Annotated in this window: 10 protein-coding genes and 1 tRNA gene; 10 read left to right on the top strand and 1 reads right to left on the bottom strand. The window is 64.8% G+C overall.

Translation table 11 applies throughout. The features are described from left to right. The first annotated feature begins 152 nt into the window (after positions 1-152). The 9 genes from RHIBR816_RS0102055 to RHIBR816_RS0102015 all read left to right on the top strand — a co-directional run bounded on the left by RHIBR816_RS0102055 (position 153) and on the right by RHIBR816_RS0102015 (position 5,356). The gene (locus RHIBR816_RS0102055; RefSeq protein WP_026186553.1) at positions 153-593 is read left to right on the top strand and encodes a DUF2948 family protein; all 441 of its coding nucleotides are present in this window, start codon (positions 153-155) and stop codon (positions 591-593) included. Between the two features lie 35 nt (positions 594-628). Beyond that, positions 629-1,933: a histidinol dehydrogenase gene (gene hisD, locus RHIBR816_RS0102050; RefSeq protein ID WP_026186552.1), complete on the top strand. Its 1,305-nt coding sequence runs from the start codon at positions 629-631 to the stop codon at positions 1,931-1,933. Beyond that, entirely contained in the window at positions 1,930-2,406 is a 477-nt protein-coding gene (locus tag RHIBR816_RS0102045; protein ID WP_018234867.1) for a UPF0262 family protein, read from the top strand. The genes hisD and RHIBR816_RS0102045 overlap by 4 nt, the downstream gene beginning before the upstream one ends. 10 nt (positions 2,407-2,416) lie before the next feature. Next, positions 2,417-2,878, top strand: a complete 462-nt coding sequence (locus RHIBR816_RS0102040; protein ID WP_026186551.1) for a low molecular weight phosphatase family protein — start codon at positions 2,417-2,419, stop codon at positions 2,876-2,878. Between the two features lie 177 nt (positions 2,879-3,055). Then, positions 3,056-3,274, top strand: a complete 219-nt coding sequence (gene infA / locus RHIBR816_RS0102035) for a translation initiation factor IF-1 (protein ID WP_014327290.1) — start codon at positions 3,056-3,058, stop codon at positions 3,272-3,274. A gap of 103 nt (positions 3,275-3,377) precedes the next feature. Next, on the top strand, positions 3,378-3,998 hold the full coding sequence (locus tag RHIBR816_RS0102030; protein WP_026186550.1) for a Maf-like protein: 621 nt from the start codon (positions 3,378-3,380) through the stop codon (positions 3,996-3,998). Positions 3,999-4,004: 6 nt separating this feature from the next. Beyond that, positions 4,005-4,217 carry a DNA gyrase inhibitor YacG gene (gene yacG / locus RHIBR816_RS0102025; protein ID WP_018234864.1) on the top strand — a complete coding sequence of 71 codons (213 nt, stop codon included), beginning with the start codon at positions 4,005-4,007 and terminating at the stop codon, positions 4,215-4,217. 324 nt (positions 4,218-4,541) lie between these two features. Further along, positions 4,542-4,617 (top strand) — tRNA-Phe (locus tag RHIBR816_RS0102020). A 223-nt stretch (positions 4,618-4,840) separates the two neighbouring features. After that, complete coding sequence (locus RHIBR816_RS0102015) at positions 4,841-5,356, top strand: BA14K family protein (RefSeq protein WP_018234863.1); 516 nt, start codon at positions 4,841-4,843, stop codon at positions 5,354-5,356. A 183-nt stretch (positions 5,357-5,539) separates the two neighbouring features. Here RHIBR816_RS0102015 and RHIBR816_RS0102010 read toward each other — a convergent pair whose 3' ends face one another. Next, entirely contained in the window at positions 5,540-10,603 is a 5,064-nt protein-coding gene (locus RHIBR816_RS0102010; RefSeq protein ID WP_018234862.1) for a hypothetical protein, read from the bottom strand. A gap of 645 nt (positions 10,604-11,248) precedes the next feature. On the opposite strand from RHIBR816_RS0102010, the gene RHIBR816_RS0102005 reads away from it, so the two are divergent. Beyond that, on the top strand, positions 11,249-13,303 hold the full coding sequence (locus tag RHIBR816_RS0102005; protein WP_026186549.1) for a hypothetical protein: 2,055 nt from the start codon (positions 11,249-11,251) through the stop codon (positions 13,301-13,303). Position 13,304 lies beyond the last annotated feature (1 nt).

Here is a 13,304-nt window from a genome sequence, read left to right as displayed (position 1 = left end):
ATGTCGCCCAAAAGTGTGTGCCGGTTTTGGGATAACGACATGCACAAAAACAGATCACGCGCCTGAAACCGTTGCGGTTTCGGGCGCGACGTCTTATGTCCTTGATGATTGCGGTGCAAAAATCGGCGCCGGACTACAGGGATGGATCGCGCATGGATGCTTTGAAGCTGCTGGCACTCGACGAGGAAGACCTGGGGGTCGTTTCCGCTCATGTGCAGGACGCAGTCTTCAAGGTGGCCGGTATTCTCTATGATGCACGCCGTCGCCAGTTTTCCCTGGTCATCAACCGCTTCGTCTGGGAACAGGCGGAAGGCAAGCGCAAGGGCTTCGAGCGGCGCCGCGCCGTGCTCCTGTTCAAGTGCGTTAGCGCCGTGCGCTCGGTCGGCTTCGACCGGACCGACATCGAGGCGGTGCTCGATCTGCTGGCGGTGCGCTTCTCGGTCAAGGGCGACGGGCCGGAGGGTACGGTCGAGATGGTGCTCGCCGGCGATGCCTCGATCGCGCTCGATGTGGAATGCATCGAGGCGCAGCTTGCCGATACCGGCGGGGCGTGGGAAACCGCGTTCAAGCCGCGCCATCCCGAGGGCGCCTGAGCAGAGCGTCGTTACCCACCAAAAGGATCATCGCATTGGCAATCAGGTTGAACTTTCTCGGCAGCGGCTTCGAACGTGAGTTCGCCGCCTTCCTGACGACCAAGCGGGAGGTTTCCGAAGACGTCAACGCCGCCGTCCGCGCTATCATCGACGACGTGCGCGCCCGCGGCGATGCGGCGCTTGCGGATTATTCCGCCCGCTTCGACGGCATCGACTTCAATGTCACCGGCATGAAGGTGAGCGCGGCCGAGGTCGACGCGGCGATCGACGCGGTCGAGCCGGAGGTGCTCGGCGCGCTCAAGGTCGCGGCGACCCGCATCGAGGCGCACCACCGCCGCCAGCTGCCGAAGGACGATCTCTACGAAGACAAGATGGGCGTCGGGCTCGGCTCGCGCTGGACGGCGATCGATGCGGTCGGGCTTTACGTTCCGGGCGGCACCGCGAGCTATCCAAGCTCGGTGCTGATGAACGCACTGCCAGCCAGGGTCGCCGGTGTGCCGCGCATCGTCATGGTCGTGCCGGCGAGCGGCGGCGTGGTCAACCCGGCCGTGCTTGCCGCGGCTCGGCTCGCCGGTGTCGAGGAGATCTACAGGATCGGCGGCGCCCAGGCGATCGCGGCGCTTGCCTATGGTACGGAGACGATCGCGCCGGTGGCGAAGATCATGGGGCCCGGCAATGCCTATGTGGCGGCCGCCAAGCGGCAGGTTTTCGGCACCGTCGGCATCGACATGATCGCCGGCCCCTCCGAGGTGCTGGTGATCGCCGATGGCAACAACGATCCGGATTGGATCGCCGCCGATCTGCTGGCCCAGGCCGAGCACGATGCCGGCGCCCAGGCGATCCTGATCACTGATGACGCGGCCTTCGGCGCGGCGGTCGAACAGGCGGTCGAGCGGCAGTTGAAGACGCTGCCGCGCGCCGCGACGGCAACGGCGAGCTGGCGCGATTTCGGTGCCGTGATCCTGGTGCCGGACCTCGACAAGGCAGTGCCGCTCGCCAACCGGATCGCCGCGGAGCATCTCGAGCTGGCGATCGCCGATCCGGATGCGATGGTGCCGAAGATCCGCAATGCCGGCGCCATCTTCATCGGCCGCCACACGCCGGAGGTGATCGGCGACTATGTCGGCGGCTCCAACCACGTCCTGCCGACGGCGCGTTCGGCGCGCTTCTCCTCCGGCCTCGGCGTGCTCGACTACATGAAGCGGACCTCGATCCTCCGGCTCGGGCCCGACCAGCTGCGCACCCTCGGCCCGGCGGCGATCGCGCTGGCGCGCTCCGAAGGCCTCGAGGCCCATGCCCGCTCGGTCGCCATCCGCCTCAATTTCGGGGAAGAGGGATGAGGGGCGATCGCAACCTCAGGCTCTGCGATGTCGTGCTGGACGAGACGATCGGCCGCTCGACGCCGGATGTCGAGCACGAGCGCGCGGTGGCGATTTTCGATCTCCTGGAGGAGAACCTGTTCGAGCCCGCCGGCCACCCGGGCGGGCCCTACCGGCTCAACCTGTCGCTGCTCGATTCGAAGCTCGTCTTCGCGATTTCGACGGATGGCGGCGAGACGGTTGCAACCCATATCCTGTCGCTGACGCCGTTTCGCCGGATCGTGAAGGACTATTTTCTGATCTGCGAAAGCTATTACGAGGCGATCCGCACGGCGACGCCGAGCCAGATCGAGGCGATCGACATGGGACGCCGCGGCATTCACAACGAAGGTTCGCAGACGCTGATGGATCGGCTGTCCGGCAAGATCAGGCTGGATTTCGACACGGCACGGCGCCTCTTCACCTTGGTCTGCGTGCTCTATTGGCGCGGCTGACGGGGGCGACATGACCGGGATCGCCTTGCCAGGATCGAAGATGCCCCGCTCCGTACTCTTCATGTGCGGCATGAACGCGATTCGCTCGCCGATGGCCGAGGCGCTGGCGCGGGCCGCACTGCCGAAGGGAACCTATGTGGCCTCCGCCGGCGTCCGCCACGGCGAGCGCGATCCCTTCGTCGACGTTGTCCTCGACGAGGTCGGCCTGACGATCGGCCGCCACCAGCCGCACACGCTCGACGAACTCGAAGACGATTATTTCGACGTCATCGTCACGCTGGCGCCGGAGGCGCACCACAAGGCGCTGGAGCTCACCCGCTCCATGGCTGTCGACGTGGTCTACTGGCCGACGCCGGATCCGACCGGGGCGACGGGCTCGCGCGACCAGATCGTAGGGGCCTATCGCGCCGTCAGGGATCATCTCGCCGGCCTGATCGCCAGCCGGCTTGCCGGCCGCGAGAAGGTCGGCTGAGGGGCGGTGCGGCTCGCTTTTGCGTAGCTGAAAACCGCATGGGCAGCGTAGGGTAGAATTGCCGAAAAAACGGGTGTCAAGGCGGGTTCACAAATCCGCGGCGATTGTGTAGTTTCCGGCAAATTTTTCAAGGATGCGTGGCGCATCCGCTCTGAACATGAGAAAGCACAATCCTTTATGGCGAAAGAAGAAGTCCTCGAATTTCCGGGCGTGGTCACCGAATTGCTTCCCAACGCGACGTTCCGCGTGAAGCTAGAGAACGACCATGAGATCATCGCCCACACGGCCGGCCGCATGCGCAAGAACCGGATTCGCGTTCTCGCCGGCGACAAGGTGCTGGTCGAGATGACCCCGTACGACCTGACGAAGGGCCGCATCACCTACCGCTTCAAGTAAGCTCAGGCTCTACAGCGCCGCGCGTCTTATCAGACGCGCAAGGGTCGCTGTAACACTTTGAATTGCTGCGGCGGTAACCTCCGGGATTTGACGGCTCGCTTCGATGACAGTCACCAAGAAACTGATATTGGCCTCCGGATCGCCGCGTCGCGTCGAGCTTTTGGCGCAGGCCGGCATCGAGCCGGCGCGCCTGCTGCCGATGGACCTCGACGAAACGCCCAAGCGTGCCGAGCATCCCCGGTCGCTCGCCCGCCGGCTCTCCGCCGAGAAGGCCAAGGCGGCGCTGGCGGCGATCAAGGGCGAGCCGGGCTGGGACGGCAGCTACATTCTGGCGGCCGATACGGTCGTCTGCGTCGGCCGCCGCATCCTGCCGAAGCCGGAGCTGATCAGCGAGGCGTCGAGCGCGCTGCATCTTCTGTCCGGCCGCAGCCACCGCGTCTATACCGGGATCTGCCTCGTCACGCCGGACCGGACGATCCGTCAGAAGGTCGTCGACACCAAGGTGCGCTTCAAGCGGCTTTCCGGCTACGACATCGAGAGCTATCTCGCTTCCGGCCAATGGCGCGGCAAGGCGGGCGGCTATGGCATCCAGGGCATTGCCGGAAGTTTCGTCGTCAAGCTCGTCGGCTCCTACACGAATGTGGTAGGCTTGCCGCTCTATGAGACCGTCAACCTCCTCATCGGCGAGGGTTACGACGTGCACGGTCGCTGGCTGGAAGGCTGAAGACGAGTGACTGGCGAAGAGAAGAAGAACGGTTCGAATGTCGAGCCGCTGCGGGCGCCGCGACCCTGCCCGGAATGCGGCCGCCCTTCGGTGCGCGAACGCTATCCCTTCTGCTCCGAGCGCTGCCGCAACGTCGACCTCAACCGCTGGCTTTCCGGCTCCTACGCGATCCCGGTCGCCGACGACGAGTCGAAAGCCGACGACGGCGACGAGCGGTAAGCTCGCTTGCCCCTCTTCCGCCTGCCGGCAGCTTCTCCCCGCAGGTCGGGCGAAGGGACACGCCGCGCCATCCTCGTCCCCTCGCCCCGCGCGCGGGAAGGGCAAGGATGACGGGCAATCGCATGGCGCAAAGCGCAGAAGTCTGCTCCGATCCTGCTGAATCCCTTTGCTTTTCACGGCTTTTACACGCCTGGCGGTTTTCCTTCGAAAAAGAGTCATTTGGTGCTGGACACGGCCGAACAAGATGCTATAACCCCGCTCGCTTCCGGGGCGAACCAAGCGCCCCGACGGTTTCCTAACGGGAGCCTCTGCCAAAAGCAGGATGCCCGGATAGCTCAGTTGGTAGAGCAGCGGATTGAAAATCCGCGTGTCGGTGGTTCAAATCCGCCTCCGGGCACCATTCAAATCCACGCAGCAGCTTTCATTTTTGATACCCGCATTCTGCCGCGGTATTTTCCCTGCAAAGGCTTTTTGCCTTCGCTCCTCCAAATCGAGGCGGCGCCACGGGCCGCAAAAATCGGCCCGGTAGCTGGGCACTGGTCGCCAGCTTGGAATTAATGTGCGGCGACGTCTCTTCCGCGCTATAATCGCCGCGCGGCGGTGTAGACGGAAAGGTGCAGCCAATGAAGAGGCTAGCAATCGTTGCCGTGTCGCTGGCGACGGCGTTGACAAGCGCTCCGCCGGCCATGGCGTTTCCCAGCGTTGTCGTGCCGACGGTCGAGGCGCCGCAGGCGCAGTCGGTCCAGTACAGGCGTTACGGTGGTGGCTATCGTGGCGGCTATCGTGGCGGCTACCGCGGCGGGTACGGCGGGCATCACGGCCACAACGGTGGTGATGATGATTGGGCCTGGGCGCTCGGCGGCCTCGCCGCCGGCGCGCTCATCGGCGGGCTGCTGGCGCAGCCGCGCTATTACGGCCCAAGCTACTATGATCAGGGCTACTACGATCAGGGTTACTACGGCGGCCCGACCTATTACCGGCCGCGCTATTACGCGCCGCGCTACTATCGCCAGACCTATTATGGCGGCAATGCGCATGCGCGCTGGTGCTTTGCGCGCTACCGGTCCTACAGGGCTTACGACAACACCTTCCAGCCCTATTACGGTCCGCGACGGGCGTGCGTCTCGCCTTACTATTGATGGCGTGGCGGCGACGGAGCGGATCCGCGTCAGCCGGTGCTCCCGGCGGGCGATGACGCGGGAGCCGTGAGACCCGCTTTCGAGATCCGGCGCGCGGGCGGTGGCGACGTCAGCTTCGTACAAATTGCAACGGCCCCACCTCGGTCGAGATGGGGCCGTAAGCTTGGTCAAGTCAGGCCTGGATCAGATAGCCTGGTATGCGGCGATGATCGCCTCTACCTGTGTCGTGTCCAGGGCTTCCACCTGCGTCGAGGTGACGGCCAGCAACTGGTCGCTGGAGAGGCTCATGATATCGTCCGTGGACAGGCCGGCCAGGGCGGTCGTGCTGATCGCGGCGATATCGGCAGTCGAGAAGGTGGCGATGTCGTCCGTGGACAGGGCGGCGATATCGGCCGAGTCGAGGGCTGCGACCTGCGCCGAAGTCAGCGCCTCGACCTGGGTGGTGCTCAGGGCGTCGATCTGGTCGGAGCTCAGGGCGCCGATGACCTTCGAGCTGAGCGCCGCGACCTGGTCGGTGGAGAGAGCCGCGACATTGTCCGTGCTGAGCGCGGTCAGTTGCGTCGAGGTCAGTGCTCCGATCTGGGCCGAGGTGAGGGCCGCCACCTGATCCGAGGTGAGCGCCGCGATCTGGCCGGTGCTCAGTGCCGCGACCTGGGTGGTCTTGAGCGCCGCAGCCTGGTCGGTGGAGAGAGCCGCCAGATTGTCGGTGCTGAGACCGGTGAGCGCCGTGACCGTGATTGCGGCAACGTCGGCGGTCGAGAAGGTCGCGAGATCTTCCGAGGCCAGGGCTGCGACTTGCGCCGAGCCGAGCGATGCCACTTGCGCTGTGGTCAGGGCTTCGGCCTGGTCGGAGCTCATCGCTTCGATCTGTGCCGAAGTCAGGGCTGCGACCGTCTTCGAGTTCAACGCCGCGACCTGGTCGGTGGAGAGCGCCGCGACATTGTCGGTGGAGAGCGCCGTGATCTGCGTGGAGCTCAGGACGCCGACCTGGGACGAGGTGAGCGCCGAGACCTGATCCGAGGTGAGGGCGGCGATCTGGGCCGTGCTCAGAGCCACGACCTGGGTGGTCTTCAACGCTGCCGCCTGGTCCGTGGACAGTGCAGCGACATTGTCGGTGGAAAGACCCGACAGGGCCGTGGCAGTGATTGCCGCAATCTCGGAGGTCGAGAACGTTGCGATATCCTCGGAAGCGAGAGCCGCAATGTCGGCCGAGTCCAGGGCGCCGATCTGGGCGGAGGTCAGTGCCTCAGCCTGGTCGGAGGTCAAGGCTTCGATCTGCGCCGAGGTCAGAGCCGCGACCGACTTCGAGTTCAGCGCCGCCACCTGGTCGGTGGAGAGAGCTGTGACGTTATCGGTGGAGAGCGCCGTGATCTGCGTGGAGCTCAGGGCTGCGACCTGAGACGAGCTGAGAGCGGCGACCTGATCCGATGTCAGCGCGGCGATCTGGGTGCTCTTCAGCGCCACCACCTGGGTGGTCTTCAACGCTGCGGCCTGATCGGTGGAGAGCGCCGCGACATTGTCGGTGGAGAGCCCCAGCAGCGCCGTGACGGTGATCGCCTGGATGTCGGCGGTCGAGAAGGTGGCGATATCCTCCGAGGCCAGCGCCGCGATCTGCGTCGAGGTGAGCGAGGCGACCTGTCCCGTGGTCAGCGCCTCTGCCTGGTCGGAGCTCAGCGCTTCGATCTGCGCCGAGGTCAGCGCCGCGACCGACTTCGAGTTGAGCGCCGCGACCTGGTCGGTGGAAAGCGCCGCGACATTGTCGGTGCTGAGCGCCTTCAGCTGCGTCGAGGTCAGCGCTCCGACCTGGGACGAGGTCAGGGCCGCGACCTGGTCCGAGACGAGGGCGCCGATCTGGGCGGTGGAGAGCGCCGCGACCTGGGTGGTCTTCAGCGCTGCAGCCTGATCGGTGGACAGCGCCGCCAGATTATCGGTGGAGAGACCCGCGAGCGCCGTGACGGTGATCGCCGCGACGTCGGCGGTCGAGAAGGTCGCGAGATCTTCCGAGGCCAGAGCGCCAATCTGGGTCGAGGTGAGCGAAGCCACTTGCGCCGTGGTCAGCGCCTCGGCCTGGTCGGAGGTGAGCGCGTCGATCTGTGCCGAAGTCAGGGCTGCGACGGTCTTGGAGTTGAGCGCCGCGACCTGGTCGGTGGAGAGCACGGCGACATTGTCGGTGGAGAGCACCGAAATCTGCGTCGAGCTCAGGGCTCCGACCTGGGACGACGTGAGCGCCCCGATCTGGTCCGAGGTGAGCGCCGCGATCTGGGTGGTCTTCAGCGCCGCGATCTGGGTGGTCTTCAGTGCTGCGGCCTGGTCGGTCGACAGCGCCGCGACATTGTCGGTCGAGAGGCCCGCCAGTGCCGCGACGGTGATCGCCGCGATGTCGGCGGTCGAGAAGGTCGCGATATCTTCCGAGGCCAGCGCCCCCAGCTGCGACATGGTCAAAGCGGCGACCTGTGCCGAGGACAGCGCTTCCAGCTGATCGGAGCTCATCGCGTCGATCTGCACCGTCGAGAGAGACGCCAGCGTCTTGGTGTTGAGGGCCGTGACCTGGTCGGTGGAAAGGGCGACGATGCTGTCCGTGCTGATCGCGGATGCCTGCGTCGACGTCAGGGCCCCGATCTGGGACGAGGTGAGCGCCGCGACCTGATCCGAGGTGAGGGCGGCGATCTGGGTGGTCTTCAGCGCCGCGACCTGGGTGGTCTTCAACGCTGCGGCCTGATCGGTCGACAATGCGGCGACATTGTCGGTGGAGAGACCCGCCAGCGCGGTGACCGAGATTGCTGCAATGTCGGCAGTCGAGAAGGTGGCGATGTCTTCAGAGGCGAGGGCCGCCAGCTGTGTCGAGCTGAGCGCTCCGACAAGAACCGAGCTCAGAGCCTCGACCTGCGTGGAGCTCAGCGCTTCGATCTGTGCCGAAGTCAGGGCTGCAACGGTCTTCGAGTTGAGCGCCGCGACCTGGTCGGTGGAGAGTGCCGCAATATTGTCCGTGCTGATTGCCGAGACTTGCGACGACGTCAGCGCTCCGACCTGGGAGGAGCTGAGCGCGCCGATCTGGTCCGAGGTCAGCGCCGCGATCTGGCTGGTCTTCAGCGCTGCAACCTGGGTGGTCTTCAGTGCAGCGGCCTGATCGGTGGAGAGTGTGGCGACATTGTCGGTTGAGAGGCCGGTGAGCGCCGTGACCGTGATCGCCGCGATGTCGGCGGTCGAGAAGGTGGCGATATCCTCCGAGGCCAAGGCGGCGATCTGCGTCGAGCCGAGCGAGGCCACTTGCGCCGTGGTCAGAGCCTCGGCCTGGTCGGAGCTCATGGCTTCGATCTGTGCCGAAGTCAGCGCTGCGACGGTCCTCGAGTTCAGCGCCGCGACCTGATCGGTGGAGAGTGCTGCGACGTTGTCGGTGGAGAGTGCCTTCAGCTGCGTCGAGGTCAGCGCTCCGACCTGAGACGAGGTGAGCGCGCCAACCTGGTCCGTCGTGAGTGCGCCGATCTGCGTGGACTTCAGGGCGGCGACCTGGGTGGTCTTCAGTGCGGCGGCCTGGTCGGTGGAGAGTGCGGCGACATTGTCGGTGCTAAGACCTGCAAGCGCCGTGACGGTGATTGCGGCGATGTCGGCGGTCGAGAAGGTGGCGATATCCTCCGAGGCCAGGGCCGCGATCTGCGTCGAGGTCAGTGCGCCCACTTGCGCCGTTGTGAAGGCCTCGGCCTGGTCGGAGCTGAGTGCGCCGATCTGTGCCGAAGTCAGGGCCGCAACCGTCTTGGAGTTCAGCGCTGCGACCTGGTCGGTCGAAAGTGCGGTGACGTTGTCGGTGGAGAGCGCCGTAATCTGCGTCGAGCTCAGGGCTCCGACCTGGGAGGACGTGAGCGCGGCGACCTGGTCGGAAGTGAGAGCTGCGATCTGCGACGTCTTCAGTGCCGCGATCTGGCCGGTCTTCAGTGCGGCGGCCTGATCAGTGGAGAGTGCGGCGACATTGTCGCTGCTAAGACCCGTGAGCGCGGTCGCGGTGATGGCCGCGATCTCCGAGGTCGAGAAGGTTGCAATGTCTTCGGAAGCGAGGGCCGCAATGTCGGCCGAGTCGAACGCGGCGATCTGGACGGCGGACAGGGCCTCGACCTGATCGGAGGTGAGCGCGCCGATCTGTGCCGAGGTCAGCGCTGCGACGGTCTTCGAATTCAGTGCCGCGACCTGGTCGGTGGAAAGTGCGGCGACATTGTCGGTGGAGAGCGCCGTGATCTGCGCAGAGGTCAGGACGCCGACCTGGGACGAGGTGAGCGCGCCGATCTGATCCGACGTGAGGGCGGCGATCTGCGTGGACTTGAGTGCCGCGACCTGGGTGGTCTTCAGTGCTGCGGCCTGGTCGGTGGAGAGTGCCGCGACATTGCCGGTGGAGAGGCCGGCGAGCGCCGTAACCGTGATTGCGGCGATGTCGGCGGTCGAGAAGGTGGCAATATCTTCCGAGGCCAGCGCCGCGATCTGCGTCGAGGTGAGCGAGGCCACTTGTGCGGTGGTCAGCGCCTCGGCCTGGTCGGATGTAAGCGCGCCGATCTGCGCCGAAGTCAGGGCCGCGACGCTCTTGGAGTTGAGTGCTGCGATCTGGTCGGTGGAGAGCGCCGCGACATTGTCGGTGGAGAGGGCCTTCAGCTGCGTCGAGCTCAGGGCGGCGATCTGCGACGAGCTCAGGGCTGCGACCTGGTCGGAGGTGAGAGCGGCGATATGGGTGGTCTTCAGCGCCGCAACCTGGGTGGTCTTCAGCGCCGCGGCCTGATCGGTGGAGAGCGCGGCGAGATTGTCGGTGGAAAGACCCGTGAGCGCGGTGACCGAGATTGCCGCAATGTCGGCGGTCGAGAAGGTCGCGATATCTTCTGAGGCCAGAGCCGCGATCTGTGCCGAGCCGAGCGCGGCCACATGCGCGGTGGTCAGGGCTTCGGCCTGGTCAGTGCTGAGGCCGTTGATCTGTGCCGAGCTCAGAGCCGCGATCTGAGCGGTCGCCAGACTTGCGATCTTCGCCGCATCGATGGCTGCCAGCTGGTCGAGGCTGATACCGGCGACCGAGGTTGCCGCAATGGCGTTCAGCTGGGCGGTTGTGAAGACGGCGACATCCTCTGTATCGAGCGCCGCGATCTGGGTCGAGGAAAGCGCTTTCACCTGGGCGGTCGTCATCGCCGCGACATCGGTCGTCGTCAGCGAGGCGACCACGGCGGTCGAGAGGTTCTTGATCTGGGTGACGCTCAGAGAGGATACGATAGAAGTCATGGACGCGAGCCTTCAATGTTGATCGCTTGTGGAAATCACCCGTTGGCGCCGACCGTGCGACAGGCGCGGGAACCCCTGGGGGCCCAAGCGCTGATGCGTGCGACCACATGCGACGCCCGTCCACCCGGACCAGAGAGCCGCTTCGGCTGTCAAAGCGTCCAAATGGGCGAGATTATCGGGTTGAGGGACATGGCTCGCGGGAGCCCTAGCGTTCGGAAAGCTTCATGCAGACAGGACGTGTGCGTCCTATTTCCTACGCCAATGAAATGAAACCTTTCCCTTGGCGAGATCGGTTCCGTTACTTTCGCCGCAGCCTCATCCGGCGGTTGCTGACTACGGTACTCTCTTACTACGACTAGCTACGAAAGTTAAAGTTTTAGTTAACGGGTCGGCCCAAGGGGGAATGCCTCAATGGACTCAGCCTAAGCGCGAAGATTCGCCTGCAGGCTCACCTCTGTCGCGACGCTACACATCGAATCGGTGGATGGCAATATTCAGCGAAACGTAAAATACCAAGGCGTCGATTGCGGCACGTCGGGCGCATCGGCGAGGCGCAAGCCCAAGGCAAGCTAGTCGGGGTAATGGCCTAAGATAGGCGTTCGAACATGTTCTCAGCGTCGGCCGCCAACTCGCCTTGGGATTTTCATGACCATCTACACACATCTCGCCTCGGATCCTGCTTCCCCGCTCGCTGGTTTCCTCGAAAGGGCGCGACAACAGCGGCTCCCTCTGACGGAATTGTTCCAGTTTGCTGAGAGCTTCAATGCAGCCGGACAAAGAGAGCAGGCAGCCGAGCTCTACAAATCCTGGATCGCCTACAACGACTCCAATCCGCTGCTTCATCTCGTCTATTTCAACTATTCCGTCACGCTGCGGCAGCTGGGCGATCTTGCCGGCTCGGTGCATGCCCTGCGCGCTTGCCTGAAGCTCGAACCGCGCTTCGGCCAGGGACATATCAATCTCGGCCGCGCACTCGAGGATGCCGGCCTGACCGGGCAGGCGATCCAGCAATGGCAAGCCTATGCCGAGATGACCTCCGAGATCACGCCGGAGCGCATCGCGCATCGTCTGATGGTTCTTCAGCATACGGGCCGCGTGCTCGAGAATGCCGGCCTGATGGAGGAGGCGGAAACCGCCCTGTGGAAGGCGATCGAGATGCGGCCCGACAAGACCGAGGCCGGTCAGCATTGGACCTCGCTGCGGCAGCGCCAGTGCAAATGGCCGACCTTGGTTCCTTCGGAGCATGTATCGCATCGGCAGCTGCTCGATGCATTGTCGCCGTTGACCCTTGCCTGCTACGCCGACGATCCCGTCTTCCAGCTTGCCAAGGCCTATCGCTACTGCAAGTCGCTCGTCGGACGACCCGATCTGACCGGCTTTGCGACCATTCCGCCACGCCATAAATCCGGAACCGGGCAACGGCTGCGAGTGGGCTATGTGTCCTCGGACCTGCGCGACCATGCGGTCGGCTTCGCGCTCAGCGAAGTATTCGAGACCCACGACAAGAGCAGCGTCGAGATCTTTGCCTATTACTGCGGCGAGGCGCGGACCGGCGATGCGACGCAGACGCGGATGATGAGCGCTATCGACTGCTGGCGCGACATTTCCATGGTCGGCGACAGCGATGCCGCCAAGCAGATCATCGCCGATGAGATCGACATCCTCGTCGACGTCAACGGCTATACGAAGCATGCGCGCACCAAGATCTTCGCCTACCGGCCGGCACCGGTGATTGTCAGCTTCTGCGGCTACCCGGGCACCATGGGCAGCCCCTTCCACCAGTACGTCATCGCCGACGACCAGATCATCCCGCCGGAAAACGAGATCTACTATTCGGAAAAGGTGCTGAGAATCCCCTGCAACCAGCCCGTCGACCGCAAGAGGCAGATCGCGCCGCGGCCGAGCCGAGCCGAAGCGGGGCTGCCCGAGGATGCCTTCATATTCGCCTGCTTCAACGGGATGCAGAAGATCACGGCTCAGTGCTTCGACCGTTGGATGGCGATTCTCTCCGCGACACCCGGCAGCGTCCTGTGGCTGCTCGGCGGCGGCGAGGATGTCGATCAGCGCCTGAAGCAGGCAGCTGAGCAGCGCGGCGTGGCGCCCGAGCGGCTGATCTTCGCGCCGAAGGCTCCCAATCCCAAGCATCTCGCGCGCATCGGCCTCGCCGATCTCTTCCTCGACACCTTTCCCTATGGCGCGCATTCCACCGCGGCCGACGCGTTGACCATGGGATTGCCCGTCCTGACAGCCCCCGGCAACGGTTTTGCGTCGCGGTTCTGCTCGAGCATCGTCGCCGCGGCCGGCGTGCCGGAACTGATCTGCGACGGGCCGGATGACTTCGTCCGAAAGGCAATCGGATTTGCGAAAGACCGCCAAAGCCTCGCCACGGTGCGGCAGGCCCTGGAGCGCAACCGTGACGCCAGTGCGTTGCGTGACATTCCGGCTCTCGTCCGGCGCCTCGAGCAATTGTTCTGGCAGATGCAGGGCGAGTGCGAGCGCGGCGAAACGCCTGTGCCCGATCTCAGCAATCTCGACATCTATTACGAGGTCGGGGCGGAGATCATGAAGGAGAACGTGGAGTTCGTGGACGGCGCCGCCTATCGGCAGCGCTATCTCGACAAACTGGCTGCGTGGCACGCCTTCTCCCCAATTCCCTTCGACACGCGCCTGTGGACGATGGCGACAGCCAAGGCGCGATGAG

It is taken from the genome of Ensifer sp. BR816 (genome assembly GCF_000378985.1).
In the GTDB taxonomy this organism is placed as follows: domain Bacteria; phylum Pseudomonadota; class Alphaproteobacteria; order Rhizobiales; family Rhizobiaceae; genus Sinorhizobium.
Note: the sequence above shows the minus strand (reverse complement) of the source record. Positions and strands in the feature narration are given on the sequence as shown.

Excerpts from the sequence above, each read along its gene's own strand:
- RHIBR816_RS0102055 (WP_026186553.1), top strand. The coding sequence starts at position 153 with ATGGATGCTTTGAAGCTGCTGGCACTCGACGAGGAAGACCTGGGGGTC.
- RHIBR816_RS0102045 (WP_018234867.1), top strand. The coding sequence starts at position 1,930 with ATGAGGGGCGATCGCAACCTCAGGCTCTGCGATGTCGTGCTGGACGAG.
- RHIBR816_RS0102040 (WP_026186551.1), top strand. The coding sequence starts at position 2,417 with ATGACCGGGATCGCCTTGCCAGGATCGAAGATGCCCCGCTCCGTACTC.
- infA (WP_014327290.1), top strand. The coding sequence starts at position 3,056 with ATGGCGAAAGAAGAAGTCCTCGAATTTCCGGGCGTGGTCACCGAATTG.
- RHIBR816_RS0102030 (WP_026186550.1), top strand. The coding sequence starts at position 3,378 with ATGACAGTCACCAAGAAACTGATATTGGCCTCCGGATCGCCGCGTCGC.
- RHIBR816_RS0102015 (WP_018234863.1), top strand. The coding sequence starts at position 4,841 with ATGAAGAGGCTAGCAATCGTTGCCGTGTCGCTGGCGACGGCGTTGACA.
- RHIBR816_RS0102010 (WP_018234862.1), bottom strand. The coding sequence starts at position 10,603 with ATGACTTCTATCGTATCCTCTCTGAGCGTCACCCAGATCAAGAACCTC.
- RHIBR816_RS0102005 (WP_026186549.1), top strand. The coding sequence starts at position 11,249 with ATGACCATCTACACACATCTCGCCTCGGATCCTGCTTCCCCGCTCGCT.